This window comes from Plantactinospora endophytica, assembly GCF_016862915.1.
GTDB lineage: Bacteria > Actinomycetota > Actinomycetes > Mycobacteriales > Micromonosporaceae > Plantactinospora > Plantactinospora endophytica.
The window spans coordinates 174,956-200,998 of the sequence record NZ_BONW01000041.1 but is presented as its reverse complement, the minus strand read 5'-3'; the positions used below and the strand labels follow the sequence as shown (position 1 = coordinate 200,998).

Genomic DNA, 26,043 nt, shown 5'->3' with positions numbered 1-26,043 from the left:
TCTAGTCGGCCGCGCCGTCGCCGCCGTGCCGCGCCGGGGAGACCGGGGCGACCGGGGAGAGCGGGAAGTGGCAGGCCACGGTGTGGTCCGGTCGGGCGGCCCGGACCGGCGGCGCCTCGGCGGCGCAGATGTCGGCCGCCCGGGGGCAGCGGGTCCGGAAGCGGCAGCCGCTCGGCGGGTCGAGCGGGGACGGCGGCTCGCCGGCGAGCTCGTCCGGCACCCTCGGCCGGGGCCGCTCCGGGTCCGGGCTGGGAATCGAGTCGAGCAGCGCCTTCGTGTACGGGTGCAGCGGGTTCCGGTACAGTTCCTCGGCCGGACCGACCTCGCAGAGCGTACCCAGGTACATCACCGCGACCCGGTCGCTGACCTGCTTCACCAGGGCCAGGTCGTGCGCGATGAAGAGATAGGAGAGCCCGAGTTCGGTACGCAGCCGCTCGAAGAGGTTGAGCACCTGCGCCTGGCTCAGCACGTCCAGCGAGGAGACCGCCTCGTCGCAGACGATGAGTGCCGGGGCGAGGGTCAGCGCCCGGGCGATCGCCACCCGTTGACACTGGCCGCCGGAGAGTTGCCCCGGCTTCCGGTCGCCGAAGACCGACGGGTCGAGCCCGACGAGATCGAGCACCTCCTCGACCCGGGCCCGCCGCTGCCGCCGGTCCCCGGTCCGGTACGCGGCCAGCGGCTCCTCCACGATCGAGAAGACCGTCCACTTCGGATCCAGTGAGCCGTACGGGTCCTGGAAGACCGCCTGCATCTGCCGGCGGGCCGCGACCAGGTCCCGCCTTCGGCGGGCGGTGGCCAGGTCGACACCCTGGAACCACACCTCGCCCGACTTCGGCGGCGGCGCCTGGAGCACCGAACGGACCATCGTCGACTTGCCGGAACCGGTCTCCCCGACAACGCCCAGGGTCTCCCCCGCGCGTACCTCGAAGGAAACGTCGGAGACGGCGTGCACCACTCCACCGCGTACCCCGCCGTGGGCGCGTACCACGAACTCCTGGACCAGGTTGCGGACCTCCAGCAGGGGCCGGCCGGTCCCGTTTCCCGTCGTCATCTCTCGTCCTCACCGGGGATGGTGTCGTCCGCGCAGGGGAAGAAGCAGGCCCACTCGTGCCGGGGTTGGTGCTCGGCCAGCTCCGGCCGCTCCTGCCGGCAGCGCTCCCGCACGCGTGAGCAGCGCGGGGCGAAGGCGCAGCCGGGGTCGAGTGCCCGCAGGTCCGGCGGCCGGCCGGAGATCACCGGCAGCGGGGCGTGCGGCGGGCGTTCCAGCCTCGGTGTCGCGTCCAGCAGGGCCCGGGTGTACGGCATCCGGACGTGCGCGATCATCTCCCGGGTCGGGGCGCGTTCGACCACCCGGCCGGCGTACATCACGGCGACCTGGTCGGCGTACGAGGCGGCCAGCCCCATGTCGTGGCTGATCAGTACGAGCCCCATCGCGAACCGCTGTTGCAGGTCGAGCAGCAGGTCCATGATCTGCGCCTGGGTGGTGACGTCCAGCGCGGTGGTCGCCTCGTCGGCGATCAGCAGCCTCGGCTGGCAGGCCAGCGCGATGGCGATCATCACCCGTTGACGCATTCCGCCGGAGAGCTGGTGCGGGTACTCGTGGAAGCGCCGGGCCGGCGCGGGCAGCCGTACCATCGCCAGCAGTTCGACCGCGCGCTCCCGGGCCTGGCGGCGGTCCAGCGGCAGGTGCACCCGGATCGCCTCGGTGAGCTGGCTGCCGATCCGCATCGTCGGGTTCAGCGACCGGGCCGGGTCCTGGAAGATCATCCCGACCTCGCGGCCCAGGCACTTCCGCAGTTCCTTCTCGCCGAGCCCGACCATCTGGCGGTCGCCGAGCCGGATCGAGCCGCGCACGCTGGCGGTCCGGGGCAGCAGGCCCATGACGGCCCGGGAGGTGACGGTCTTGCCGGAGCCGGACTCGCCGATCACCGCGAGCGTCTGCCCGGCGTACACGGTGAGGTCGACCCCGCGTACCGCGTGCACCGGGGCGTCCCGGGTCCGGAAGGTGACCTCCAGGTTCTCGATGGTCAGCAGTGGCGCGTCCGGGTCGCCCGTCCGGGCGGCGGCGTCCGGCTGGATCTGGGTCGTCATGGCGCACCGGTCCGGGCTCGCAGGGCGTCGCCGAGGGTGTTGAGGCAGACGATGGTGAGGAAGAGGCAGGCGCTCGGGATCAGCACCAGTTCCGGATTGCTGGAGATGTACGCCTGACCGCGCGAGATCATCATCCCCCAGCTCGGCTCCGACGCCGGTACGCCGAACCCGAGGAAGCTCAGCGACGCCTCGATGGCGATCGCGGCGGCCACCCAGAGCAGGCTGTAGGTGAGCAGTTGGGGCAGCACGTTCGGGGCGATGTGCCGGAGCAGGATCGCCGAGTCCCGCGCTCCGGCGAGCCGGGCGGCGACGACGTACACCTGCTCGCGGAGCCGGAGCGTGGCGGCCCGGGCCAGCCGGGCGAAGGTCGGGATGGAGAAGAACGAGATCGCCCAGATCACGTTCAGCTTGCTCGGCGTGAGGTAGGTCGAGACGACCAGCACCAGCACCAGGGACGGGAACGCGATCAGCATGTCCAGCAGCCGCATGGTGACCGTCTCCAGCCAGCCGCCCCGGAACGCGGCGAACATCCCGAGCGAGCCGCCGAGCAGCAGGCCGATGGCGTTGGAGGTGAGTCCGACCTCCAGCGACACCCGGCCGCCGTGCAGCAGCCGGGAGACGATGTCGTTGCCGAGCGGGTCGGTGCCGAGCAGGTGTCCGGGCGAGAACGGCGGCAGGTTCGCCTGGAGCAGCGAGCCGGCGGTCGGTGACGGCAGGTCCCGGTAGACCAGCGGCCAGACGAAGCAGGCCAGCACGATCAGCCCGAGGATGGTCCCGGGAATCCAGAGCCCCTTGCCGGTACGCCGCCGCGCGCGTCGGCCGGTCCGGCCGCGTGGGCGCGGTCCGGCGTCGAGCGGGTCGGCGGCCGGGTCGGCACCGGGGCGGACGGTGGCGAGGTCAGGCGGCTGGACGGCCATGGCGGATCCTTGGGTCGAGGACGGCGTAGAGCAGGTCGGTGACGAGGTTGGCGCCGACGACGAAGCAGGCCATCACCACCACGTACGCCTGGACGACCGGGATGTCCCGGTTGTTGATCCCCTGGAGCAGCCCCTGCCCCATGCCCGGCAGCCCGAACATCTGCTCGATGATCACGGTGCTGCCGATCAGCGCGCCGAACTGGAGCCCGACGATGGTCAGCAGGCTGAACACCGAGTTGCGCAGCGCGTGCCGGACCAGCACCTGCCAGCTCCCGACCCCCTTGGCCCGGGCGGTGGTGATGTAGTCCTCCCGGAGCATCTGGTCGACGATGTCGGCCCGGAGCACCCGGGTGTACTCGCAGAACAGCGCGAACGCGATCGCGGTGGCCGGCAGGATCATCGCCCGCAGGTTCGGCCCGAGCCCCTGCCCGATCGGGACGTACCCGACGGCGGGCAGTACCCGCAGGCCGACCGCGAAGACCAGCACCAGGACCAGGGCGAAGACGAAGTTCGGCACCGAGAGTCCGAACATGCTGATCTGCATCCCGATCCGGTCGGCGAAGCCGCCGGGGCGCTTCGCCGCGACCACGGCGGTCGGTACCGCGACCAGCAGCGCCAGCGCGAAGGCCAGCACCACCAGCTCCAGCGAGACCGGCAGGGCCCGGCCGAGGATGGCGGTGACCGGCTCGTTGTTCTGCAACGAGTTGCCCAGATCGCCGGTGAGCGCGTTGCCCAGCCACTGGAGGTAGCGGACCAGGAACGGTTCGTCCAGGTTGAGCCGGGCCGAGAGCGCCGCCACCTGCTCCGGGGTGGCGTCGTCGCCGAGCAGTGCGACGGCGGCGTTGCCGGGCAGCAGGTTCATCAGGCAGAACGTGATGAAGGTGGCGCCCCAGACGACCGGGACGGCCTGGAGTACCCGCTTGATCGCGACGCGTACCGCCGGTGAGCGGTTCAGCAGGCCGGCCGCGCGGGGCGGCCGGACCGCAGGGCGGTCGGAGCGGCCCGGCGAGCGGGTCAGGGTGTCAGACATCGATCACCGCACATTCCAGGGCAGACCCGGGCATCGGCACCGATGATTCCGGTACCGAGTTTTGGAGAGCAGAAACGAGACCTATCCACGTTTCGTCCACGAGAATTCCTAACACATCCAGGCCGGGGTGTCACGGGTTGCGCCCGCAGGCGAGCAGCAGCCGGGTCAACAGGTCGGCCTCGGGCTCGGCCGCCGGCAACGGCGCCCCGAACCGGTCCGCCGGCAGACTGCCCTCGGCCGCCGCCGGGGCGAAGAACCCGTACGCCAGCCGGACCAGGCCCTCGTCCATCTCCTCGGCGGCCCCGATCGCCCGAGCCAGGTCCCAGCTGTGCACCACCAGCCCGCTGATCCGCATGATCAGGAACTGCTCGCCGCTGACCGTGCGCTTCGGCAGCCGTACCTCGGCGGTCATCGCGCCCGGCTCACGGAACGCCGAGCGGATCACCTCGATGCTGGCCGACCAGGTCCCGGTCAGGTCGTCGCCGACCGGGGTCCGGTCCACCTCCTCACCGCGCAGCAGCTGGCCGCAGTGCGCGTTGCCCTCGATCACGTGCCGGACCAGCGCCGACACGTCCCACTCGGTGCACGGGGTACCCGCCGTCCACTGGTCCGGGCCGACCGCCGCCAGCCGCTTCCCGAACGTCTCCAGAGCCTTGTCCAGCTCCACCAGCAGATCCATTCCGCAATCTCCTAACAGCTCCGCGCTCACCTGACGGCACCGCGCTCACCTGACAGCTCGGGCCGTCGCCTGACGGCACCGCGTCTGTGGACAGCTCCGCGGTCTCCTAACAGGTCAGTCGGGCGCTCTTGAACTGGGCGCCGACCGCCGCGAAGTCGACGTCGGCCAGGCACTTGTTCTGGAAGGTGTAGTTCGGCCCGCTGATGATCGGGATGTCCACCGCCAGGTCGTTCATCGAGGTCCAGACCTTGCGCCAGGTGGTCTTGCGGACCTCCGGGTCGACGGTCCGGTTCGCCGACTGGATCAGCTCGGGGACCTCGGGGTGCTCCCGGGCGAAGCCGTGCTTGCCCTGCGGGGTGTTCGGCGACTGGAACGAGGTGTAGAACTGCGGGTCGTTGATGCCGCCACTGAAGGCGTACGCCATCTGGTAGGTGCCGTCCGAGTACGCCTCGCTGAGCTGCGGGCCCTGCACCGCCTTGACCTGCGCCTTGATCCCGCACTGCTGCCACTGCTGGGCCAGCGCGTTCGAGATCACCTGCGAGTGACCGCCGATGTTGAGCAGGGTGAACTCCAGCCCACCGAGCTGGTCGACCAGCGCCTTGCCCTTGACCGGGTCGAACGGGTACGGGAACTGTGCCTTCGCGCCGGACACCCCACCGTCCGGGTAGTACAGGCTGTCCGCGCCGGCCAGCACGTACGCCGGGGTGACCCAGCCGCGCTGCACGTTGGTGGCGATCGAGTCCCGGTCGGTGCAGTAGTTGATCGCCTGTCGCGCCTCCGGCCGGTTGAACGGCGGTTTGAAGGTGTTGATCGGCAGGAAGCCGTAGAGGGTGTTCTCACCGGCGATGGTGGCGATCTGCTGGTTGGCCTTGGCGTCGTCCAGCACGTTCGGCGGGGTGGAGACCCCGCTGACCTGCACGCTGTCGATCGAGCCGGAGGCGACGTGCTGGTAGGAGACCTGCGCCTCCGGGCTGGTGTTGATGAACTTCACCTCGGCCAGGTGCACGTTGGCCCGGTCCCAGTACTTCTCGAACGGCTTGAGCACCAGCTCCTCGCCGGGCTTGTGGCTGACGATCTCGAACGGTCCGGCCCCGACCGGCTTCAGCCCGAACTGCTGCTGGCCCGCCTTCTTGTGCGCGGTCGGCGAGGCGATCAGCGTCGCCGGGGTGTAGGTCAGGAAGGCGACCATCGTCGCGGTCGGCACGGAGAAGTTCATCGTGACCTGGTGCGTACCGGTCGCCCTGACCGACTCCATCTGCCGGAAGTACTGCGCGTTCGGCGACTCCGCCTGCTTGTACCGCTCGAAGTTGTAGACCACCGCCTCGGCGTCGAACGGCGTACCGTCGGAGAAGGTCACCCCCTGGCGCAGCTCGATGGTGAGCGTCTTCAGGTCGTCGCTGTACTTGTACCCGGTGGCCAGGTCGGGGACGAAGTCGCCGTCCTTGGACTCCGGCGGGTCGAAGAGCGAGCCGTAGATGTCCAGCGAGATCGGCACCGACTTGCTGATGTACCCGGTGCCGCCCGGGTCCAGGGTCTTGTAGTTGTAGCCGCCGACCGTGATCTTCCCGTTCGCCCCGCCGGCGCCGGTGGCACCACCACCACCACCGCCGCAGGCCGCCGTGGCCAGGCCGACGCATCCGACCAGGGCCAACCGGAGGAGTACGTTCCGCCGTCTCATCTTTCCGCTCCGTTCTCTGTCGTTCCGGTCGTCGACTCCGCCGGCTGCTTCGTGGGATCGGGGTCGGGCTCGGGGGCGACCCACGGGCGCTGGCCCCACGGCCACCACGGGGTCCGGGTGCCGTCGTCGAAGAAGACCGCCGGCAGCGTCGGCGGGCCGAGCCGGCCGCGCTTCAGCTCGGAGAAGTTGTCGTAGCGGACCAGCCAGGAGACGTGCCGCCAGAGTTCGACCGCCTCGTCGTCGCTGGGCATCCGGTTCAGCACCGGGCCGAAGATCATCGGCCCGTCGCCGCCGTCCAGCGCGATGGTGGGTACCCCGATGCTGCGGGCCCGGCCGAACAGCTCCTGGTGCTCGGCGACCACCGCCGCCCAGGTCTGCGGGTCGGCCAGCGCGGTGTCGAAGAGGTCCGCCTCGAAGCCGGCCTCGACCACCGACTCCCGGACCGCCACCACCAGGTCCGGCGCGGGCGGCCGGGATTCCCAGGTACGCCGGGCCAGCGCCCGGTAGAACGGACCGATCGCCTTGGAGCCGGCCCGCTCCCGGATCGCCACCGCGCAGCGCAGTGCCGGACCGGAGACCGCCTTCAGTTCGAGCGGGTCCGCACCCTCCGGGAGATTGAGGATCTCCAGGCAGAACAGGCCCCAGTCCAGCTCGATCTCACCCAGCTCGGCCAGTCGCCAGGCCCACTTGGTGGTCAGATAGCACCACGGACACCTGGGATCGAAATAGATCTTCACGGATTCCACAGCAATCACCCTTGTTCTCCGGCAGTGGTTCGGGAGGTGGGACCGGGCCCCGGCCCGGCGGGGGCGGCCGACGGTCCGGGGTCGACCGGAAGGCCGGTGAGCGACGGTCCGGGATCGGCCGGAAGGTCGGTGGCCGACGGTCCCCGATCGGCCGGGCGATCGGCGGTCGACGGGGCGCCGACGAGCGGGAAGTGACAGGCCACCCGGTGCCCCGGGGCGATCTCGCGCAGCTCCGGCACCGACTCGGCGCAGGTCTGCCGGGCGTGGACGCAGCGGGTGCGGAACCGGCAGCCGGACGGTGGCCGCAGCGGCGAGGGCTGCTCGCCGACCACCGGGATCCGCTCCCGGACGGTCTCGGCGTCCAGGGCCGGCGGAATCGCCGAGAGCAGCGCGGCGGTGTACGGGTGCGCCGGGTTGGCGAACAGTTCGTCCGTCGGCGCCGTCTCGCAGAGCCGACCGAGATACATGATCCCGGTCCGGTCCGCGAGGGTACGCACCACGGCCAGGTCGTGCGCGATCAGCAGGCAGGTCAGCGACAGCCGGCGCTTCAGCTCGAAGAGCAGGTTCAACACCTGGGCCTGCACCGACACGTCGAGCGCGGTCACCGGCTCGTCCAGGATGACCAGATCCGGCCGGGACACCAGGGCGCGGGCGATGGCCACCCGCTGGGCCTGGCCGCCGGAGAGTTCCCGGGGCCGCCGGCCGCCGAACCGGCTGGCGCTCAGCCCGACCAGGTGCAGGATCTCGGCGACCCGGCGACGGCGTTCCGGTACCGACCGAACCCCGGCGGTGACCAGCGGCTCCGCCACGCTCCGCTCCACCGTCCAGCGTGGATCGAGCGCGGAGAACGGGTCCTGGAACACCATCTGGACGCCGCCGGTACGCCGCCCGCCCCGCTCCGCCCGACGACGCCGGCCCACCGTACGACCGCTGACGGTGATCCGGCCGCTGACCGGCCCGGGTGCGCCGATCACCGTACGGGCCAGCGTGGACTTGCCGGAGCCGGTCTCGCCGACCAGGGCGAACGTCTCGCCCCGGGCGATGCTGAAACTCACCCCGGCCACCGCCGACACGGTCGCCCGTCGGAACGGCCGGCGCCCCTTCACCCTGAACTCCTGCACCACGTCGGCGCAGTCCAGCACCGTCGGCTCCGTGGTCGTCGGGTGGGTCGGCTCGGGCGTCATCGGGTCACCTCCGGTTGCCGGGCGGCCGGCAGGTTCGCCGCCGTGGTTTCCTGCCCGGTCACCGCCACCGGGTGCCAGCAGCGGACGGAGTGACCGGTCGACACCTCGACCAGCGCCGGTCGCTCCTCGGCACAGTCGTCCCGGACGTGCTCGCACCTGGGCGCGAAGGCGCAGCCCGGCGGCGGCGTACGCGGATCCGGCGGCAGGCCCTCGATCGGCCGGGGCGGGCGGCCCGGCGTACCGACGTCCGGCACCGCCCGGATCAGCGCCTGCGTGTACGGCATCCGGGAGGTCCGGGCGATGCCCTTGGCCGGCAGGGTCTCGACGGCCTGCCCGCCGTACATCACCAGTACCTGTTCGGCCCGGGAGGCGGCGAGCGCGAGATCGTGGGTGACCACGACGGTGCCGATCGACCGGGACTCGCGCAGCCCGTCCAGCAGGTCAATGATGGCCGCCTGGGTGGTCACGTCCAGCGAGGACGTCGGCTCGTCGCAGAAGATCACCTTTGGCTGGCAGGCCAGCGCGATGGCGATCACGATGCGCTGCCGCATCCCGCCGGACAGCTCGTGCGGATAGGCGAAGTACCGCTCCTCCGGTGCGGCGATCCCGACGTCGCGCATCAGCTCGACACTGCGGCGGCGTGCCTCCGCGCGACCCACCGCCGGCTCGCCGGCCGCCTCGTCCGGACGGCCGGACCCGGCCAGCATCGCCTCGGCGATCTGTGGCCCGACCCGCATCGTCGGGTTCAGCGACCGGGTCGGGTCCTGGAACACCAGCGACGCCACGCTCGTCACCAGGCCGCGCCGTTTCGCCTTCGGCAGGGTGGCCAGGTCGACGCCGGCCAGGCGTACGGTGCCGGTGACCTCGAAGCGGCGTGGGTCGAGCAGCCCGAGCACCGCCCGGATGCCGATCGACTTGCCGGCGCCGGACTCGCCGACGATCGCCAACGAGCGGGCCGGAGCCACCTGGTAGGAGAGCCCCTCGACCAGGGTCAGCAGGGTCGAGCCGCGCCGTACCCGTACGGTCAGGTCCTCGACCTCGACCACCGGGACGGCCGCCGGGGCCCGGACGGTGCCGTTCTCCGTCATCAGCGCTCCTCGGTCAGCCGGCCGCGGAGCCCGTCCGCGACCAGGTTCAGGGACAGGACCGTGACGAACAGCGCCATGCTCGGCAGCACGACCAGCCGGGGATCGCTGCTCAGGTACGCGTCGCCGGAGGCGATCAGGTTGCCCCAGGTGGGTTCCGGCTCCGGCACGCCGAGCCCGAGGTAGCTCAGCCCGGCCTCGATCATCATCGCGGTGCCGATGGTGAAGAGGGCGAAGCCGAGCAGCGGGGGCAGTACGTTCGGCAGGATGTGCCCGAAGATCACCCGGTGCGCGGCGGCGCCGTCGCTGCGCGCGGCGGTGACGAAGTCCCGGTGCCGGACGGTGAGGGTCTGCGACCAGGCCAGCCGGCCGAACCGGGAGACTCCGAAGAGGCTGATCGCCAGCGTGGTGTTGGTCAGGCTCGGGCCGAGGTAGTCGGCGATCACCAGGGCCAGGATCAGCCCGGGAAAGGCCAGCAGGGTGTCGAAGAGCCGCATCACGAAGGTCTCGTAGAAGCCGCCGAAGAAGCCGGCGGTCACCCCGAGCAGTGCGCCCGCCGCCAGGCTGATCGCGGTGGCGCCGAGCCCGACGACGATCGACACCCGGCCGCCGTGCAGCAGCCGGGACAGCACGTCGTTGCCGAGTTCGTTGGTGCCGAGCAGGTGCCCGGGCGAGCCCATCGGGGCCATCGCGTCCGCCAGGTCGCCGGTGACCGGCGACGGCAGGCCCAGCAGCGCCGGCCCGGCGAAGCAGGCCAGCACCACCAGCAGGAAGACCGCCGCCGGGATGCCCACCGCCGGGGCCCGGAGCGCCCGGCCGAGCTGGGCCAGCCGGGCGAGCTGCCGGTCCCGGCGGGGAGCCGCGATCCACGCCTCGTCGGCGGCGGGGACCGCGACCGCCGGCCCGGGTGCGGATCGTCGTGGTACGTCGACAGTCATCGGATCGCCTCTCCCTCGCCCTCGTTCCCCGCCTGTTCCGCGCGGCCGACCCGCGCGGCGTACTCCGTCCTGCGGTCCCGCCGCCGTACGCCGGTCACCCGGCCCTGGCCCGGCGCCGCGCACCGGGCCGTACCCGGGGGTCGAGTCGCATCTGGATCAGTTCGCCGACCAGGTTCGCCACCACCACGCCGACCGCGATCAGCACGATCGCGCCCTGTAGCAGGGTGGCGTCGCGGTTGTTGATGGCGCCGAGCACCAGCCGGCCGATGCCGGGGATGGAGAAGACCTCCTCGACGATCACCACGCCGGAGAGCAGGAAGCCGGTGGTGAGCGCGATGAGTGTGATCAGTCCGCCGACCGAGTTGCGGGCCACGTGCAGGACCAGCACCCGGCGCTGGGACAGGCCCTTCATCCGGGCCAGGGTGACGTACTCCTCGCCCTCCAACTGCTCGTAGATCTCGCTGCGCAGCACCCGCATGTACTCGGGGAAGACCGACACGCCCAGCGCGACCGACGGGATGATCATCGCCTTCAGGTTGGCGCCCCAGCCGCCGGTGGCCGGGTCGACCCAGCCGATCGAGGAGACCATCCGCAGGCTGGTCGCGAAGACCACGATCAGCATCAGCGCCACCACGAACGCCGGTACCGAGTTCCCGATCAGTCCGAGTACGGTCACGAACCGGTCCGCCCAGCGGAACCGCAGCGAGAGCAGGGTGGTGAGCAGGGCCAGCGTGATGCCGACGAGCTGGGCACCGACCAGCAGTTCGACGGTCGGCGGCAGGGCCAGCCAGATCGCCTCGCTGACCCGCTGGTGGGTGATCACCGAGGTACCGAAGTCGCCCTGCACCGCGGCGGCGAGCCAGTCCAGGTAGCGGACGTAGAGCGGATCGTCCAACCGCAACTGCGCGGTGAGTTCGGCCGCCGCCTCGGGGGTGTAGAAGTCGCCGAGGATCGCGTAGACGACGTTGCCCTGGAGGATGTTGACCAGGCCGAAGCCGAGGGCGGTCACGCAGAGCACGACGACCAGCATCTGGACCAGCCGGGCACCGATCACCCGGAGCATCGCGGTGTTCCTTGTCGGGGTCGGCGCGGCCGGCTGAGCATGCTGGACTCCCTTGCCCTCTGGGGTCGTCGCGTGCCCGCCCGACCCGTCCGGGATCCGCCCCGTGACCAGGGAGGCCCGGCCTGAGGCTTAGCCGGACGCTACAATTCGATTCCGCTCGTAGCAACGACCCCCGGTCTTGGTTCTGTCTAGCAGAACGTTTCGTGGCCGTTTCGTAACAACATCAACAACGGACCGGTGGTCGCCGGTCCGTCATCCGGTGGTCACGGGCGCCGTACCCACCGGCCAGGTTCCGGCGGTAGGGCGGAAGACAAGGCCGGTAGGACTGAAGACAGCAGGCGGCCCCGCATGACAGGATGCGGGGCCGCGTGATTCGTCGGGTGCCAGCGGGACGGCGGCAGAACCCCCGGTCGGTCGGTCAGTCGGCCGGCGTGGCCGGGGCCGGGCCGTCGAGTGCCGCCTGCAACAGGGTCCGGGTCTCCTCGTCGAAGGCGACCAGCCGGATCCGCTCGACCTCGGACGGCGTGGACCGGAGCGTGTCGACCGCTGTCCGCGCCGCCCGCTCGGCGGGGAACCCGTAGACCCCGGTGGCGATGGCCGGGAACGCGACGCTGCGCGCACCCACCTCGTCGGCGACCGCCAGGCAGCACCGGTAGCAGGAGGCCAGCACCTCCGCCTCGCCGTACCCGCCGCCCTCCCAGACCGGGCCGACCGTGTGGATGACGTACCGGACCGGCGGGTCGAGGTCGAACGCCGGAGTCACCACCGCCGCACCGGGCGGACAGGGGCCGATCGCCCCGCCCGCCTCGGCCAGCCGGGGACCGGCCGCCCGGTGGATCGCACCGTCCACACCTCCGCCGCCGAGCAACGACTCGTTGGCCGCGGTGACTACGGCGTCGACACGCTCGCGGGTGATGTCGCCCCGGACGACCTCGATGGTGGCCATCTGCCGATCATGCCAGCCGTGCACCGGTCCCACCGCACAACACGACCGCCCCACCACCTGACCGGCAGGTGACGGGGCGGTCGTTACGCCGTACGTGGCTAGAGCATGGACACGTGCACGTGGTCGGTGTGGTCACTCGGACCGCTGTAGGAACTCCAGCCCCGGTCCGGGAACCAGATCTCCTTGTACCAGATCACGTACAGGATGCCGAGCCGGTCCGCGTTGCGGATCAGGAACGCCGACAGGTCGTTGCCGTACTTCATCTGGTCGTCGTTGGCGGCCCGGCTGAACCCCGAGCTACGCAGCGACCAGTCGCACGCCCGCCCCTTGGGGTGCTCGAACGGCCCCCCGGAACGGAAGCAGCCGACGAACCTCTTGAAGCCGGCCCGCCGCACCTCGTTGTACATGTGCAGGGTGCGGGCCGTGATGCAGCCGCCGGTGGTCGGGTCGTCCCGGTTGCAGGGCAGCCCGGGGAAGCCGTCCGCCATACCCGGCCCCGGCCGGGCAACCGGCGAGGTCGCCGCCACCAGGCCCTTGTCGGGACGCGAGTTGCCACCCACCAGGGCGAGCGCCTTCGCCGCGTCCGACTGCTGCTTCTTGATGACCTTCTCCTGCGCGGCCTGCTTGGCGACCTCGTCGTCGATCGCCTTCTTGGCCTGGCCCACCTGGTCACGCGCCTCGTTCAGCGCCCGGAGCTTGCTGTTGTTGAACAGGTTCAGCTCGTTGAGTGCGGAGGCCCGGTCCATGAACGAGTCGGACTCGGCGTTGCTCAGCAGCATCGAGATCGCGCTGAGCTTGCCGCTGCGGTAGGAGGCGGCGGCGATCTCGCTCGCCTCCGGGGCGAGTGCCGCCAGCTTGGACTCGGCCTGCTTCAACTGGTTGCCGAGCTGCTGCTGCCGCCGCTGCGACTTGGTGCGCTCGGCCTTCGCCTCGGCGAGCCGCTTACCCGCGCTGGCGAGCACGTCGCCGAGAACCGGCGAGTCGGCCTCCTCCTGCGGGGCCGGCTTCGGCGCAGGTGCCGCCGACGCCTCCGACGGGACCGCGACCAGTGTTGCGGCGGTGAGCAGTGCCAGGGCAGTCGCCAGCCTTCGGCGTAGGGGTGCCCTCACATGTATCCCTTCCGTCGGCCGCCGACCGGGTTAGCTGACGGGTTCGGGATGGAAGTGGTCCCTACCGCTGTCGCGGATTCACCCCAGGGGTGCGTGGGTCCCCGGCTCGCCGTGCGGCGATTAGGCGGCGATCAGCGCCGGCACCACGCGGTATCCGGCGGCTATGAACGGCAGACAGCATACCCGGTTTCACTTCCTGAATGGCAACACCCGATTCCCGGTAAAGGCGTTGCCGCGCAACGACTATCAGTAATCACGGCGTGTCGGACGCATCGAAGGGGATGCTTTGACCCGCGATTATCAACTAGCTGCTGTCGGCTATTTACCAAGCGCGTTCCCAAGCGCCCGACGTGCGGAAACGTCCAGATTGGCCGGTGCGGGTGCGGCCCTGGCTACCGTCGGTGCCGGCGCGCTGTGCGCAACAGCACACCGGCGACCGTACCGGCCGAGAGCAGCCCGGCCGCCAGCGGACCCCGGTACCGGGACAGCCACAGTAACGGACTCCGTGTGCGAGCGTGTGCGTCGAACGAGCCGTGTGCACCCGGGTCCGCCCCGGAGCCGTCGTCGACCGGGTGCCAGAGGTTGGCCGGTCGGTCGCGGTCGGCCGACTGCGCCGTCTGCTGGCCGGAGTACCCGGCCCGGGCCAGGTACCGGTCGAGCAGTCCCGGGACACAGCGGTTAGCGAGGATCGTGCCCACCGTCGAGGCGCCGACCCAGTACTCCCGCCGGCCGGGGTGGTCGGCCGCGTACACGATCGCCCGGGCGGCGATCTCGGGCTGGTAGATCGGGGGTACCGGTCGGGCCCGGTTACGCAGCCGGGACAGCACCCAGTCGAACTGAGGGGTGTTCACCGCCGGCAGGTGCACCATGGTGACCCGGACCGGGCTGCGGTCGTGCAGCAGCTCACACCGGAGCGCCTCGGTGAAGCCGACGATCGCGTGCTTCGCCCCGCAGTACGCGGACTGGAGCGGGATCGACCGGTACGCCAGCGCCGAGCCGACCTGCACGATGGTGCCGGCCCGGCGCGTCCGCATCCGGTCCAGCGCCACCCGGGTGCCGTAGACGTAGCCGAGATAGCAGACCTCGGTCACCCGCCGGAACTCCTCGGGGCCGATCTCCCCGAACGGCGCGAACACCGAGGCGAAGGCGTCGTTGATCCACAGGTCGATCGGCCCGAGTTCGCTGGTCGCCCGCTCCGCCGCCGCCTCCACCTGGGCGTACTCCGACACGTCCGTCTCGATCGGCAGCGCGACGCCGCCGCCCGCGCGTACGTCCTCGGCCGCGCCCCGCAGGCCGGCCCCGCCCCGGGCCAGCAGGGCGATCCGCATGCCCCGGCGGGCCAGCAGCCGGGCGGTGGCCCGCCCCACCCCGGCGCTCGCCCCGGTGATCACCGCCACCCGTGGCGCAGGTCGCCCGCGCATCCCGCTCCCCCGTATCCGGCCCGCGTCTCCGGCCCGCGTGTCCCGGCCCGTCCGTGTCGCCGACCCGCGTATCTCCGGCCTGCCTGTCCCGGCCCGTCCGTGTCGCCGGCGCCGGCTACCCGACCGGCGCCCCGGCAAACGTCGCCGCCACCTCGGCAGCGGCCGGCGCGAGCAGGCAGGTCCGGGCCGCCGACCGGGCCAGGGCCGCCGGGGTCCAGAGCTGACCGGCGCCGGAACCGGGAGAGAGTGCCGCGCCTCCGGGCCACCCGTCCGAGTCAGGACGAACGGCAGCCGGGCCACCCGTCCGGGTGAGGATGAACACCGGTCACGCGGGTAACCGCAGCCGCGATGGTGTGGCGGGTGGAGGAACGGGTGCGGGCACGCGCGGTACCGGCGACAACGGTCGGTGCCGCGCTGGCCGCCCAGGTCGTGCCCGCCCTGACGGTGCTGCCGGGGGTACGGCTGCGGTTCTTTCCCCGGCTCAGCGGGCGCGGCGCACCGGGGCACGTCGCGCTCACCTTCGACGACGGACCGGACCCCGTCTCCACCCCGCTCTTCGTCGAGGCCCTGGCCGCACACCGGACCCGCGCGACGTTCTTCCTGCTCGGCTCGATGCTGGCCCGGGCACCGGAACTCGGCCTGGACCTCGCCGCCGCCGGGCACGAGGTGGCGGTACACGGCTGGGCGCACCAGAACCTGCTGCTCCGTGGCCCGCACGCGACGTACCGCGACCTGGCCCGGACCCACGAACTGATCGGCGCGGTGACCGGTCGGGTACCCCGGTTCTTCCGCCCGCCGTACGGGGTGCTCAGCGCCGCTGCCCTGATGGCGGCCCGCCGGCTGGACCTGACCCCGGTGCTCTGGACCTGCTGGGGACGGGACTGGACCCGCTCGGCGACCCGCAACTCGGTACTCAGCACGCTGCGCGGCGGGCTGGCCGGCGGCGGCACCGTACTGCTGCACGACTCCGACTGCACCTCCGCGCCGGGCTCCTGGCGGGCCAGCCTCGCCGCCCTGCCGCACCTGCTCGAGGAGTGCCTGCGCCGGGGCTGGCGGGTCGGCCCGCTCAGCGAACACGGCTGAGCTGGCTGACCCGGCTGGTCCGGCCGCGTCAGCCCACCCGGTCGGTCAACTCGCCGGGTACCGCCTCGGTGCGGCTGCCGGGCACCGTGGTCGGGGCGGGGCCGGCGGGGCGCTGCGGCCCGGCCAGCGGATGCCGGACCCGGGCGACCACGCCGATGTGCGCCCGCCGGGCGACCTGGAGCGCGGTGAACAGCCCGTACGCCCCGCGACCGACCAGCCGGTGCTTGAGCCCGAGCGCGCCGCCGGGCGGCTGGTAACCGGCCGGCGGCCGGTGCGCCCGGTACCGGGTGACGATCTCGGCGAAGAACTCCCGACGCCGGTTCGGCGGCACTCGTCGGGGATGGCCGAGCACCTGCAACAGGTGCCAGATCATCCGTTGAAAGATCAGGTGGCGCAGTTCGGCCGGTACCGCCGGGTCGGCGTCCAGCCGGGTCAGCACCTCGTCCCAGTGGGCGAATACCTCGAAGTGCCGCTCGCTGACCGTGGCGGTGATCGCCCCCTCCGGGCGCTGCCGGTAGCCGTAGCAGCAGCGGTCCAGCAGGGTGATCCGCTCGGCGGCGAACATCAGCGGAAAGCTGAACGAGACGTCCTCGTACCACCCGGGGCCGAAGGTCAGGCCGAGGTCGAGGAGGAACCGGCGCCGGATCACCTTGTTACAGGTGATGTGCAGCACCGAGAGCAGCGCCGGCCGCTCCGCGAGGGTGAAGGTCTCCGGCACCGGCCGCCCCGCACCGACCTGGGCGAGCGAGAGGTGCCGGGTGCCACCGTTCGGGTAGTGCCGGGTGTACGCCGTGACCAGCAGGTCCGGGCGGTTCCGGGTGAGCCGGTCGGCGACGGCGGCGAGGCTCCCCTCGGGCAGCCAGTCGTCGCCGTCGACGAACCACACGTACTCGCCGGTGGCCCGGGACAGGCCGGTGTTGCGGGCCGCGCCGAGCCCCTGGTTGCGGTCCAGGGTGACCACCACCAGCCGGGGATCGCGGGCGGCGTACCGGGCCAGGACGGCGGCACAGCCGTCGGTGGAACCGTCGTCCACCGCCACCAGTTCGAGGTCGCGGAGGGACTGGTCGAGAATGGAGTCCAGGCACTCGGCCAGGTACGCCCGCACCTGGTAGACCGGGACGATCACGCTGAGCAGGGTCACCGCGGAATACCTCCGGTGGAGGACGGAGACCGAATCGTAGCGTCGAGTAATCAGACGCCACGCGCTCAGTAACTATCGAGTGACCAAATTGTGATTTGTCGCTTCGATCAACACCTGTCCCTGATCAGCCGGTTGGCCGGCCGGCACCCGCAGGCGGGGCAACCCGGCACGGGAAGGCGACCCGGCTCAGAGCCCCGCCACCCAGTTCCACAGGTCGACCACCCACTCCGTCTGGCGCAGGTACGCCACCCCGACGCCGGCCAGGAACAGCCCGGTCACCAGGTGCGCTCCCCGGGCGCTGCGGCGGATCCGGCCGAGCTGACGCTCCCAGACCACCCGGCCGACCAGCCGGGCCAGCGCGAACAGGCCGACCGCGACGAAGAGGGTCAGCACGAAGGTGACCACCGGACTGGTCAGGTCGCCCCGGGCCGAGATCGCCCAGATTCCCCAGCAGACGAAGGCGAACAGACCGCCCAGCATGCTCCAGTGCCGTCCGATCCGAAGCTGCCGCCAGTGGTAGCCCGGCGGAAGCTGCTCCCGCTCCGGCTCGACCGCCGGCCATCCGGTACCGGTCGGCTCGTGCGGCGCCTCCGGCCCGGTACGCTGCCGCGGCGCGCCGACCTGCGCCACGCCCCGCCGGAAGCCCTCGGGACCGGGCGGCATCCCCGGCCCGTCCGCATCGGGCGGCATCTCGACGGTCCGTTCGGCCCACGGCTGCGTCTGGTCTGCCATCAGTCCCTGTCCTCCCCATCGGCCCGGGCCTGGAACCCCGACCTACTTCCGAGGGTAGCCAGCCGGTAAAAAGGTCGCCGCGTCAGCGTCGACCGGCTAGACATGGGCGATGACCGCCACGCTGCCCGGTTCGGAGGCACCGATCGAGGTCGGGACCCCGGCCGACTGGGACGACATCGCCGAGCTGCTGTTCACCACCTTCCACTCCCCGCGCGACGAGACGGAGGCCGAGCGGGAGGCGGGCTGGGGCATCACCGAACTGGACCGTTCGCTGGTGGTCCGCGCCGGGGACACCCTCGTGGCACACGCCGCGGCGTTCACCCGGGAACTGACCGTGCCGGGTGCGGTCGTACCGGCGGCGCACGTCACCAGGGTCGCGGTCGCCGCCACCCACCGGCGGCAGGGGCTGCTCAGCCGGCTGATGCGGCAGCAACTGCGGGACGTCCGGGCCGCCGGGCGGGAGCCGATAGCGGTGCTCTGGGCCAGCGAGGGGCAGATCTATCCCCGGTTCGGCTACGGCCATGCGGCACAGCGGTGGTACCTGGACGTACGGGCCGCCGGACTGCGGCCGGTCGAATCGGACGGGACCGGCCCGGCGATCACCCTCCGCACCGGCGACCCGGCGGCCCTGCGTCCGGTCCTCGGCACCCTGTGGGACCGGCTCCGCCCCGACCGGCCGGGCTGGTCCGAGCGGACCGACCCGTGGTGGCGCTTCCTGCTCGCCGACGGCCCGAACGCGCGGGCCGGGGCGACGGCCCGGCGGGCGGTACTCGCCGAGACGGCGGACGGGCCGGTCGGCTACGCGCTCTGGCGGACCCGGGCCAGGTGGGACGAGCGTGGACCACAGGGAGTCGTACTCCTCGACGAGCTGGTGGCCGCGGATCCGGCGGCGTACGCGACGCTGTGGCGGTTCCTGCTCAACATCGACCTGACCCGGAGCCTCCACTACGACTACGCCGCCGTCGACGAGCCGGTGCAACACCTCGTCGACGAGGTACGCCAGCTCGGCGCCCGGCTCGGTCACGGGCTGTGGGTGCGGATCGTGGACCTGCCGGCGGCGCTGGCGGCCCGCCGGTACGCCACCGGGGTCGACGTCGTACTGGAGGTCACCGACCCGCTGCTGCCGGAGAACGCGGGACGGTGGCGACTGACCGCCGCCGCCGGTACGGCCCGGTGCACCCGTACCGAGGCGCCGGCCGAGCTGGTCTGCGACGTACGCGATCTCGCCGCCGCCTATCTCGGCGGCCCGTCCCTGGCCGCGCTGGCCTCGGCCGGCCGGGTCCGGGAGATCCGCCCGGACGCCCTGGCCCGGACGTCCGCCGCCTTCGGCTGGCACCGCGCCCCCGCCGGCCTGGGCAGCTTCTGACTTCCCCCGCTACCCGGGGCCGGTCAGGCGGATTCGGGTCCGGCAGCCGCGAGCGTGTCTCCGGCCCACGATCCGGTGACCGGTCCCGGGCTGGGAGTTCCTGGCAGCCGCTGACCGGGCGGCGGCGCCGTGCCGGACGGTAGGGTCGGCCCATGGCCGGGCACCCGCCACCTCCATCGGGGTACGGTGCCGGCGAGTGCGGCGAGGAGGCGTGGTGACCGATTCCGAGCGTCGACGGCGGCGACTGCGGCACGACCCGTCCGGCGGTGCCGGCGGCCAGCCCGGCGAGGGGCGGCGGGGCGGCCCGGACGCCGGCAACGGAACCGGGAACGGCGACGACCGGGACGCGGAACGCGGCCTGCGTGGACTGATCGGCTCGGGCGCCTCCCAGGTGAGTGTCGCGGCGGCGATGCGTGCCCGGGATGCGGCCCGGCCGACCGACGCCGACCTCGCCGAGGCGGCCGAGCGGCTGGTGCTGGTCCGGCGCAACTGGGTACCCCGGGACGAGCTGCCGCGCGGCGGTCGCTGAACGCCGTCGCCCGGCCGACCGGGGGCGGGCGCCGGTCCCCGCTACGGCACCGGCAGCGCCGGCAGGGCGCCGGAGCGCTCGTACTCGGCGACCTGGCCGATCCGCCGCGCGTGCCGCTCGTTGCCGGAGAACGCCGTGGTGAGGAACGCCTCCACGATCGCCGTCGCCTCGTCCAGGGTGTGTTGGCGGGCGCCGACCGCGACCACGTTCGCGTCGTTGTGCTCCCGGGCGAGCTGCGCCGTCTCGACGTTCCAGGCGAGCGCGGCGCGTACCCCGGCGACCTTGTTGGCGGCGATCTGCTCGCCGTTGCCGGAACCGCCGATCACCACGCCCAGGCTGCCCGCATCCGCCACCACCCGGGCACCGCTGTGCAGGCAGAAAACCGGATAGTCGTCGTCCGGGTCGAAGAGGTACGGCCCGACGTCCACCAGTTCGTAGCCCTGCTTGGCCAGGTGGTTGGCCAGGTGCACCTTCAGTTCGTAACCGGCATGGTCGGATCCCAGATAGACGCGCATACCGCGCAGTCTGTCAGCCCGGCGCCGGAGTCTGCGGGCAGGCGCGGCGACAGCCGGACAGATCACAACCGGACCCGGTCGGCGTCACGTCGGCGCGACCGGAGATCTCCGCTGGGTACGGCCCGTCCGGGCGCCCGGCACACCGTCCGAGCGCCCGGCCGCCGCGCGAGGTCAACCGCGCGCCGTCTCCGTGGTGTCCCGGCCCAGCTCGGCCAGGACCAGCCCGCCCCGGGCCTTCGGGGTGAACCAGGTGCTCTTCCGGGGCATCTTCTGTCGGGCCAGGTTGACCGCGACGAAGTCCCGCACGGTCACCGGGGCGATCAGGATCGCCAACTCCGCCCGACCCGCGTTCACCTCGCCGACCAGCCAACTCGCCGGATAGTCCCCGCCGACGTACGTGATCCGCTTGTCGCCCGGGTCCAGCCCGAGCGCGTCCCGCAGCAGTACCCGCTCGACCAGCGCGTGGTCCAGGTTCTCCACCCCGCCGGAGCCGGCCGGCAGCGTGACCGCGTAGCTCGTGCCGGCGGTGTAGAGCTGGATCGTGCCGCCGGTGGGCGGCACCGCCGCCGGACCGGCGACCGGCTCGACCCGGGCGCCGGCCGCGCGCAGCCGGTCGAGCAGCTCGTCCGGAGTGCTGGTCAGCTCGCTGACCAGCCGGTTGTACGGCTGGATCGCCACCGAACCGGGCGTGGTGATCACGGCGAGGAACCGGGGCAGCTCGCCGATCTGCGCGGCCAGGCTGCGGTGGTTGCCGTCCGCGACGACCAGTTCACCGGCGCCGGCCAGGGCCAGCAGCTCGTCCTGGTGGGCGCCCGGCCCGAGCAGCCAGATCGCGTGGGTACGTCCGGCCTGGTCGACGTCGGTCGCGGCCGGTGCCCCGGCCGCCTCGGTCGCCTCGGCCAGCGCCCGGTGCAGCGCCTCCCCGGCGTTCCGCTCGGCGGCACCGTCGCCGTCTCCGGTGCCGGTGTCGCCGGACGAACCGGTGTCGGCACCGGCCCGGTTGCCGGTCTGGAGCAGCAGTACCGGGGAGAGGAGGTGGCCGGTCGCCTCGGCCAGCGCGACCCGCTCCCGCACCTTGGCGATGAAGACGTCCTCGTTGCGGATCACCAGTCCGGGCTCGTCCGCGCTGGTGGAGATCTGGTCGGTGTCGACCATGGCGAACATCCCGTAGCCGGGCTCGTCGCCGGGCGCGCTGATCCGGTAGAGCACCACGACCTGCTCGGCCGGGGTGTAGCTGCCGTCGGCCCGGGCCTGCGCCAGCCGGTCGACGGCGTCGGGCAGCGCCTCGGTGAACGACCGTCCGAGGCTGTCCGGCGCCCGGTGCGGCATCTCGATCGCGAGTGCGCTGGCTGGGTTGTCCCGGATGATCGCCGTGATCTCGGCGTCGTCGGCGAACTCGTCGTAGTTCTGGGCGCCGGTGCCACCAGTGGTGACCCAGGCCCGGGTGATCGGATGCACGACCGTCATGTGCGGGAACGCTACCGGCGACGCCGGAGCCCCCGTACGGATACCCCGACCGTTTCCACCCCGTGGGCGGCCCGACCGGCGGGGTACCGGCCGGGCCGCCCACGGGGTCCGCTCAGTCGAAGATCGGCCGCTCGGTACGGGTCCGCTTCAACTCGTAGAAGCCGGGGGTGCCGGCGACCAGGAGTACGCCGTCCCAGAGCCGGCCGGCCGCCTCGCCCTTCGGTGCCGGCGTGATCACCGGGCCGAAGAAGGCGACGGTCTCCCCCGGCACCGGCCCGGGGGCGTGCACGACGGGAGTGCCGACGTCCTGGCCGACCGGCTTCATCCCGGCGTTGTGACTGGCCCGGAGCGCCTCGTCGTACTCGGTCGAGTCGGCGATCTCGGCCAGCGCCGGGTCCAGCCCGACGTCGGCCAGGGCCGCCCGGTACAGCTCCGGACCCCGGTCCTCCTTGGCGAGGTGGATCCGGTTGCCGAGCGCGGTGTAGAGCTTGGCGACGGTCTCGGCGCCGTACTGCTGCTCCACCGCGATACAGATCCGGACCGGGCCCCAGGCGGTCTTCAGCCCCTCCCGGTACTGCTCGGGCAGGTCTTCCCGGCCCTCGTTCAGGACCGCGAGACTCATCACCCGGAACCGGATGTCGACCTCGCGGACCTTCTCCACCTCCAGCAGCCAGCGGGAGGTGATCCAGGCCCACGGGCAGATCGGGTCGAAGAACATGTCAACGGACGCGCGCTCGGACACGGCGCGGCTCCCTTCGTCGTCACGGGAGGCCGAAATCGGCGACCACCGTTACAGATCTTCACCCCAGGGACCCACCGACGACAGCGGGATGAGACCGTGACCTGGAGCACCAATGACATGCCCGCAGGCATGAAACACTCGACGTCGAGCCGTGGGGATGGCTCGGCGCTGTCAACGGGGACAGCCAGCGGGAAGACCGGATGGAGATTCACGTGCCAGGAGTGCGTAACCTGACCCAGGTCGAGGCCACGGAGCGGGGACGCCTGCTCGACGTCACCGGCTACGACATCCGCCTCGACCTGTCGTCCGCCGGGCAGGGCGCGGCCAGCCGTACCTTCCGTTCGACGACCGAGGTCCGGTTCCGGTCCGCCGAGCCTGGTGCCACCACCTTCATCGAGGTGGCCGCCGATTCGGTACGCACCGCGACGCTGAACGGCGAGCCGGTGGACATCTCCGGCTGGTCGGCCGAGGCCGGACTCACCCTGACCGGTCTGGCCGCCGAGAACACCCTGGTCGTCGACGCCGACTTCTCCTACTCGTCCAGCGGGCAGGGGTTGCACCGCAGCGTCGACCCGGTGGACGGCGAGACCTACCTCTACAGCCAGTTCGAGACCGCCGACGCGCAGCGGGTCTTCGCCTGCTTCGACCAGCCCGACCTGAAGAGCGTCTTCACCTGGCACACCACCGTGCCGGCGCACTGGCGGGTGATCTCCAACATGCCGGTCGGCACCGAGGAGCCGGCCGGCGACGGGACCAAGACGATCCACTTCGTGGAGTCGGCCCGGATGAGCACCTACATCACGGCGGTCTGCGCCGGGCCGTACCACGAGGTGCGGTACACCCACGACGGCATCGACCTCGGCTACTTCTGCCGGACCAGCATGGCGCAGTACCTGGACTCGGACGACCTGAACCTGGTCACCACCCAGGGCTTCGACTTCTTCCACCAGCAGTTCGGCGTCCGCTACCCGCTGCCCAAGTACGACCAGGTGTGGGTGCCCGACTTCAACGCGGGCGCGATGGAGAACTTCGGCTGCGTCACGCACGCCGAGGCGCACTACCTGTTCCGGTCCCAGGAGACCGACTTCGAGTACGAGCAGCGGGCGAACACGATCCTGCACGAGCTGGCCCACATGTGGTTCGGCGACCTGGTGACCATGCGCTGGTGGAACGACCTGTGGTTGAACGAGTCGTTCGCCGAGTGGGCGAGCCACTGGGCCAACACCAACGCCACCCGGTTCTCCGACGCCTGGACGACGTTCCTCTCCATCCGGAAGAACTGGGGCTACCGGCAGGACCAGCTCTCCTCCACCCACCCGGTCTACTGCGAGATGCCGGACCTGGAGGCCGTCGAGGTCAACTTCGACGGCATCACGTACGCCAAGGGCGCCAGCGTGCTCAAGCAGCTCGTCGCGTACGTCGGCGAGGCACCGTTCCTCCAGGGCCTGCGCAGCTACTTCGGCAAGTACGCCTGGAGCAACGCCACCTTCGACGACCTGCTCACCGAGCTGGAGGCGGCCTCCGGCCGCGAGCTGCGCAAGTTCGCCGCCGAGTGGCTGGAGACCGCACAGGTCAACACGCTGCACCCGGAGGTGTCGATCGCCGCGGACGGGACGTACGAGTCGGTGGTGGTCCGGCAGGAGGCGCCGAGCGGGCACCCGACGCTGCGTACGCACCGGATCGGGGTGGGCCTCTACGACCTGCGGGACGGCCGGCTGGTCCGGCGGGACCGGATCGAGGTCGACGTGGCCGGCGAGCGCACCGAGCTGGCCCAGCTCGCCGGGGTGGCCGCACCGGACGTGCTGCTGCTCAACGACGACGACCTGACCTACGCCAAGCTCCGGCTGGACGAGCGGTCGATGGCGACGGTGGTGCGGCACATCGCCGCGTTCGAGTCGTCGCTGGCCCGGGGCCTGTGCTGGGCCGCCGCCTGGGACATGGTCCGGGACGCCGAACTCGCCGCCCGGGACTACGTGGCGCTGGCGCTGGCCGGGCTGCCCGCCGAGACCGACATCAACCTGGTCACCGCGACTCTGCGGCAGGTCGCCGCCACGCTCACCTCGTACGCCGCCCCGGAGTGGGCGCCGACCGGTTGGGCCGAGTTCGCCCGTACGGCGGCGACCGCGCTGCGCGCCGCCGAGCCGGGCAGCGGCCTGCAACTGGCCTGGGCCCGAACGTACGCCTCGGCGGCCCGCAGCGAGGAGGAGCTGGCGGTGCTCCGGGGCTGGCTGGACGGCGCCGAGGTGCCGGCCGGGCTGACCATCGACACCGAGCTGCGCTGGACGGTGCTCCGGGCCCTGGTCGCGGGCGGCGCGGCGGGCCACCCCGAGATCGACGCGGAGCTGGCCGCCGACCGGACGTCGAGCGGCGAGCGGGAGGCGGCACTCGCGCACGCGCTGGTGCCCACCGCCGAGAACAAGGAGACGGTGTGGCGCACCCTGACCGGTGACGAGGCGCTGCCGAACTGGCGGCACCGGGCCCTGTTGCAGGGCTTCCAGCACCCGGCGCAGGTCGAGCTGACCGCCCCGTACGCCGAGCGGTTCTTCGCCGTCGCCGGCCAGGTCTGGGCGAGCCGGGACAGCGAGCCGGCGCAGGAGTTCGTCGTACTCGCCTACCCGGCGTACCAGATCAGCGAGGAGACCATCCGGGCCACCGACGCCTGGCTGGCCGAGTCGGGGCATCCGGCGCCGCTGCGCCGGCTGGTCGCCGAGGGCCGGGACGGCGTGCTGCGGGCGCTGAAGGCCCGCGCCAAGGACGCCGCCTCCGCTGGCTGAGCCCCACCGACCACCACCGCCGCCGGGCGCCGGATCTCTTCCGACGCCCGGCGTCGTCGTTCCCACACCCGAGACCCATCGGGTACGCCCGCTGCGGCCGGATTCCGGCGTCCTGGTTGCCGGCCTGTGCAGCCGTGCGGACGCGCTGTCCGCCGCCGACCCGCCCGGGCCGCTACGCTCCCTGATGGAGGTGGATTCAGATGGCCCAACCGCGCTACGAGTGGCGCCCGCCCGAGCAGGGCTGGACCGAGGACGATCTGCGCACCCTGCCTGCGGACGGGCACCGCTACGAGATCATCGACGGGAGCCTGCACGTGACCCCTCCGGCCGACTTCCAGCATCACGAGCTGGCCGACGAGATCCGCGCCGCCCTACGTGCGGCCGTTCCCCCGAAGTGGCGGGTGATCCGCGAGATCGGTCTACGGGTACCTGGGGGCAACGCGATTCCGGACATCACCGTGTTGCGGCCGAGTGCTCCGCAGGACGCGATGTGGGCCGAGCCGGAAGACGTCGCGCTGGTGGTGGAGGTGGAGTCGCCGAGCAGCCGCCGGCACGACCGGTTCGTCAAACTGGGCCTGTACGCCGAGGCCGGCATCGAGTCGTACTGGCGGATCGAGCGGGCCGACCGGGGACCGGTCGCCCATCTCTACCTGCGTGCCCCGGCCGGCCACTACGAGCTGCTGCACAGCGTCGAGCCGACCGAGGCGGAGCTGGTCGACGTGCCGTTCCCGGTCCGGGTCGCTCCCGGCACCTGGCTCCCCTGACCGGCCGCCGGAACCCACCTGTGTGGCGGGAGCGGCGGCCGGA

The 26,043-nt window shown here is 72.2% G+C and carries 24 protein-coding genes and 1 riboswitch; of the genes, 5 read left to right on the top strand and 19 right to left on the bottom strand.

All coding sequences use genetic code 11. The features are described from left to right. Position 1: 1 nt before the first annotated feature. The 14 genes from Pen02_RS34375 to Pen02_RS34310 form a co-directional block, all read right to left on the bottom strand. Positions 2–1,051: an ABC transporter ATP-binding protein gene (locus tag Pen02_RS34375; protein WP_203870333.1), complete on the bottom strand. Its 1,050-nt coding sequence runs from the start codon at positions 1,049–1,051 to the stop codon at positions 2–4. After that, positions 1,048–2,091: an ABC transporter ATP-binding protein gene (locus Pen02_RS34370; protein ID WP_203870332.1), complete on the bottom strand. Its 1,044-nt coding sequence runs from the start codon at positions 2,089–2,091 to the stop codon at positions 1,048–1,050. The genes Pen02_RS34375 and Pen02_RS34370 overlap by 4 nt, the downstream gene beginning before the upstream one ends. Next, entirely contained in the window at positions 2,088–3,008 is a 921-nt protein-coding gene (locus tag Pen02_RS34365) for an ABC transporter permease (protein WP_203870331.1), read from the bottom strand. The genes Pen02_RS34370 and Pen02_RS34365 overlap by 4 nt, the downstream gene beginning before the upstream one ends. Continuing rightward, a complete protein-coding gene (locus tag Pen02_RS34360) occupies positions 2,989–4,038 on the bottom strand; it encodes an ABC transporter permease (protein ID WP_203870330.1) in 1,050 nt (349 codons plus the stop codon). The genes Pen02_RS34365 and Pen02_RS34360 overlap by 20 nt, the downstream gene beginning before the upstream one ends. 130 nt (positions 4,039–4,168) lie before the next feature. Next, positions 4,169–4,717 (bottom strand): TIGR03086 family metal-binding protein, encoded by a 549-nt coding sequence (locus tag Pen02_RS34355; protein WP_203870329.1) that lies wholly within the window; start codon positions 4,715–4,717, stop codon positions 4,169–4,171. A gap of 106 nt (positions 4,718–4,823) precedes the next feature. Then, positions 4,824–6,395 (bottom strand): ABC transporter substrate-binding protein, encoded by a 1,572-nt coding sequence (locus Pen02_RS34350; RefSeq protein WP_203870328.1) that lies wholly within the window; start codon positions 6,393–6,395, stop codon positions 4,824–4,826. Further along, positions 6,392–7,141 carry a mycothiol-dependent nitroreductase Rv2466c family protein gene (locus Pen02_RS34345; RefSeq protein ID WP_203870327.1) on the bottom strand — a complete coding sequence of 250 codons (750 nt, stop codon included), beginning with the start codon at positions 7,139–7,141 and terminating at the stop codon, positions 6,392–6,394. The genes Pen02_RS34350 and Pen02_RS34345 overlap by 4 nt, the downstream gene beginning before the upstream one ends. 5 nt (positions 7,142–7,146) lie before the next feature. Continuing rightward, positions 7,147–8,325, bottom strand: a complete 1,179-nt coding sequence (locus tag Pen02_RS34340) for an ABC transporter ATP-binding protein (protein ID WP_203870326.1) — start codon at positions 8,323–8,325, stop codon at positions 7,147–7,149. Then, the gene (locus Pen02_RS34335) at positions 8,322–9,413 is read right to left on the bottom strand and encodes an ABC transporter ATP-binding protein (protein WP_203870325.1); all 1,092 of its coding nucleotides are present in this window, start codon (positions 9,411–9,413) and stop codon (positions 8,322–8,324) included. The genes Pen02_RS34340 and Pen02_RS34335 overlap by 4 nt, the downstream gene beginning before the upstream one ends. After that, complete coding sequence (locus Pen02_RS34330; protein ID WP_203870324.1) at positions 9,413–10,348, bottom strand: ABC transporter permease; 936 nt, start codon at positions 10,346–10,348, stop codon at positions 9,413–9,415. Before Pen02_RS34330 ends, Pen02_RS34335 begins: the two co-directional genes overlap by 1 nt. A gap of 94 nt (positions 10,349–10,442) precedes the next feature. Beyond that, positions 10,443–11,411 carry an ABC transporter permease gene (locus Pen02_RS34325; protein WP_203870323.1) on the bottom strand — a complete coding sequence of 323 codons (969 nt, stop codon included), beginning with the start codon at positions 11,409–11,411 and terminating at the stop codon, positions 10,443–10,445. Between the two features lie 418 nt (positions 11,412–11,829). Beyond that, complete coding sequence (locus Pen02_RS34320; RefSeq protein WP_203870322.1) at positions 11,830–12,357, bottom strand: O-acetyl-ADP-ribose deacetylase; 528 nt, start codon at positions 12,355–12,357, stop codon at positions 11,830–11,832. 98 nt (positions 12,358–12,455) lie between these two features. Continuing rightward, complete coding sequence (locus Pen02_RS34315) at positions 12,456–13,466, bottom strand: coiled-coil domain-containing protein (RefSeq protein WP_203870321.1); 1,011 nt, start codon at positions 13,464–13,466, stop codon at positions 12,456–12,458. Positions 13,467–13,469: 3 nt separating this feature from the next. Next, positions 13,470–13,603, bottom strand: a riboswitch (cyclic di-AMP (ydaO/yuaA leader). Between the two features lie 255 nt (positions 13,604–13,858). After that, positions 13,859–14,887 (bottom strand): SDR family oxidoreductase, encoded by a 1,029-nt coding sequence (locus tag Pen02_RS34310; protein ID WP_203870320.1) that lies wholly within the window; start codon positions 14,885–14,887, stop codon positions 13,859–13,861. 360 nt (positions 14,888–15,247) lie between these two features. On the opposite strand from Pen02_RS34310, the gene Pen02_RS34305 reads away from it, so the two are divergent. Continuing rightward, positions 15,248–15,970 carry a polysaccharide deacetylase family protein gene (locus tag Pen02_RS34305; protein WP_239141769.1) on the top strand — a complete coding sequence of 241 codons (723 nt, stop codon included), beginning with the start codon at positions 15,248–15,250 and terminating at the stop codon, positions 15,968–15,970. 28 nt (positions 15,971–15,998) lie between these two features. On the opposite strand, the gene Pen02_RS34300 is transcribed toward Pen02_RS34305, so the two are convergent. Together Pen02_RS34300 and Pen02_RS34295 are read right to left on the bottom strand one after the other, a co-directional pair. Further along, the gene (locus tag Pen02_RS34300) at positions 15,999–17,111 is read right to left on the bottom strand and encodes a glycosyltransferase family 2 protein (RefSeq protein ID WP_203870318.1); all 1,113 of its coding nucleotides are present in this window, start codon (positions 17,109–17,111) and stop codon (positions 15,999–16,001) included. 186 nt (positions 17,112–17,297) lie between these two features. After that, entirely contained in the window at positions 17,298–17,843 is a 546-nt protein-coding gene (locus tag Pen02_RS34295; RefSeq protein ID WP_203870317.1) for a hypothetical protein, read from the bottom strand. Between the two features lie 109 nt (positions 17,844–17,952). On the opposite strand from Pen02_RS34295, the gene Pen02_RS34290 reads away from it, so the two are divergent. Both Pen02_RS34290 and Pen02_RS34285 read left to right on the top strand, forming a co-directional pair. Further along, positions 17,953–19,209, top strand: a complete 1,257-nt coding sequence (locus Pen02_RS34290) for a GNAT family N-acetyltransferase (RefSeq protein ID WP_203870316.1) — start codon at positions 17,953–17,955, stop codon at positions 19,207–19,209. Between the two features lie 214 nt (positions 19,210–19,423). Continuing rightward, positions 19,424–19,738 (top strand): hypothetical protein, encoded by a 315-nt coding sequence (locus Pen02_RS34285; protein WP_203870315.1) that lies wholly within the window; start codon positions 19,424–19,426, stop codon positions 19,736–19,738. 41 nt (positions 19,739–19,779) lie between these two features. Here Pen02_RS34285 and Pen02_RS34280 read toward each other — a convergent pair whose 3' ends face one another. The 3 genes from Pen02_RS34280 to Pen02_RS34270 all read right to left on the bottom strand — a co-directional run bounded on the left by Pen02_RS34280 (position 19,780) and on the right by Pen02_RS34270 (position 22,462). After that, positions 19,780–20,253 (bottom strand): ribose-5-phosphate isomerase, encoded by a 474-nt coding sequence (locus Pen02_RS34280; protein ID WP_203870314.1) that lies wholly within the window; start codon positions 20,251–20,253, stop codon positions 19,780–19,782. 171 nt (positions 20,254–20,424) lie between these two features. After that, a complete protein-coding gene (locus Pen02_RS34275) occupies positions 20,425–21,720 on the bottom strand; it encodes a DUF1015 family protein (RefSeq protein WP_203870313.1) in 1,296 nt (431 codons plus the stop codon). Between the two features lie 112 nt (positions 21,721–21,832). Next, positions 21,833–22,462: a mycothiol-dependent nitroreductase Rv2466c family protein gene (locus tag Pen02_RS34270; RefSeq protein WP_203870312.1), complete on the bottom strand. Its 630-nt coding sequence runs from the start codon at positions 22,460–22,462 to the stop codon at positions 21,833–21,835. A gap of 221 nt (positions 22,463–22,683) precedes the next feature. Between Pen02_RS34270 and pepN the strand changes: the two genes are divergently transcribed. Together pepN and Pen02_RS34260 are read left to right on the top strand one after the other, a co-directional pair. Next, positions 22,684–25,236 carry an aminopeptidase N gene (gene pepN / locus Pen02_RS34265; protein WP_203870477.1) on the top strand — a complete coding sequence of 851 codons (2,553 nt, stop codon included), beginning with the start codon at positions 22,684–22,686 and terminating at the stop codon, positions 25,234–25,236. 200 nt (positions 25,237–25,436) lie between these two features. Next, a complete protein-coding gene (locus tag Pen02_RS34260) occupies positions 25,437–26,000 on the top strand; it encodes a Uma2 family endonuclease (protein WP_203870311.1) in 564 nt (187 codons plus the stop codon). Positions 26,001–26,043 lie beyond the last annotated feature (43 nt).

What these genes read in the sequence shown, in the direction of transcription:
- Pen02_RS34375 (WP_203870333.1), bottom strand. Translation starts at nt 1,051, where the DNA reads ATGACGACGGGAAACGGGACCGGCCGGCCCCTGCTGGAGGTCCGCAAC.
- Pen02_RS34370 (WP_203870332.1), bottom strand. Translation starts at nt 2,091, where the DNA reads ATGACGACCCAGATCCAGCCGGACGCCGCCGCCCGGACGGGCGACCCG.
- Pen02_RS34365 (WP_203870331.1), bottom strand. Translation starts at nt 3,008, where the DNA reads ATGGCCGTCCAGCCGCCTGACCTCGCCACCGTCCGCCCCGGTGCCGAC.
- Pen02_RS34360 (WP_203870330.1), bottom strand. Translation starts at nt 4,038, where the DNA reads ATGTCTGACACCCTGACCCGCTCGCCGGGCCGCTCCGACCGCCCTGCG.
- Pen02_RS34355 (WP_203870329.1), bottom strand. Translation starts at nt 4,717, where the DNA reads ATGGATCTGCTGGTGGAGCTGGACAAGGCTCTGGAGACGTTCGGGAAG.
- Pen02_RS34350 (WP_203870328.1), bottom strand. Translation starts at nt 6,395, where the DNA reads ATGAGACGGCGGAACGTACTCCTCCGGTTGGCCCTGGTCGGATGCGTC.
- Pen02_RS34340 (WP_203870326.1), bottom strand. Translation starts at nt 8,325, where the DNA reads ATGACGCCCGAGCCGACCCACCCGACGACCACGGAGCCGACGGTGCTG.
- Pen02_RS34335 (WP_203870325.1), bottom strand. Translation starts at nt 9,413, where the DNA reads ATGACGGAGAACGGCACCGTCCGGGCCCCGGCGGCCGTCCCGGTGGTC.
- Pen02_RS34330 (WP_203870324.1), bottom strand. Translation starts at nt 10,348, where the DNA reads ATGACTGTCGACGTACCACGACGATCCGCACCCGGGCCGGCGGTCGCG.
- Pen02_RS34325 (WP_203870323.1), bottom strand. Translation starts at nt 11,411, where the DNA reads ATGCTCCGGGTGATCGGTGCCCGGCTGGTCCAGATGCTGGTCGTCGTG.
- Pen02_RS34320 (WP_203870322.1), bottom strand. Translation starts at nt 12,357, where the DNA reads ATGGCCACCATCGAGGTCGTCCGGGGCGACATCACCCGCGAGCGTGTC.
- Pen02_RS34310 (WP_203870320.1), bottom strand. Translation starts at nt 14,887, where the DNA reads ATGCGCGGGCGACCTGCGCCACGGGTGGCGGTGATCACCGGGGCGAGC.
- Pen02_RS34295 (WP_203870317.1), bottom strand. Translation starts at nt 17,843, where the DNA reads ATGGCAGACCAGACGCAGCCGTGGGCCGAACGGACCGTCGAGATGCCG.
- Pen02_RS34290 (WP_203870316.1), top strand. Translation starts at nt 17,953, where the DNA reads ATGACCGCCACGCTGCCCGGTTCGGAGGCACCGATCGAGGTCGGGACC.
- Pen02_RS34280 (WP_203870314.1), bottom strand. Translation starts at nt 20,253, where the DNA reads ATGCGCGTCTATCTGGGATCCGACCATGCCGGTTACGAACTGAAGGTG.
- Pen02_RS34275 (WP_203870313.1), bottom strand. Translation starts at nt 21,720, where the DNA reads ATGACGGTCGTGCATCCGATCACCCGGGCCTGGGTCACCACTGGTGGC.
- Pen02_RS34260 (WP_203870311.1), top strand. Translation starts at nt 25,437, where the DNA reads ATGGCCCAACCGCGCTACGAGTGGCGCCCGCCCGAGCAGGGCTGGACC.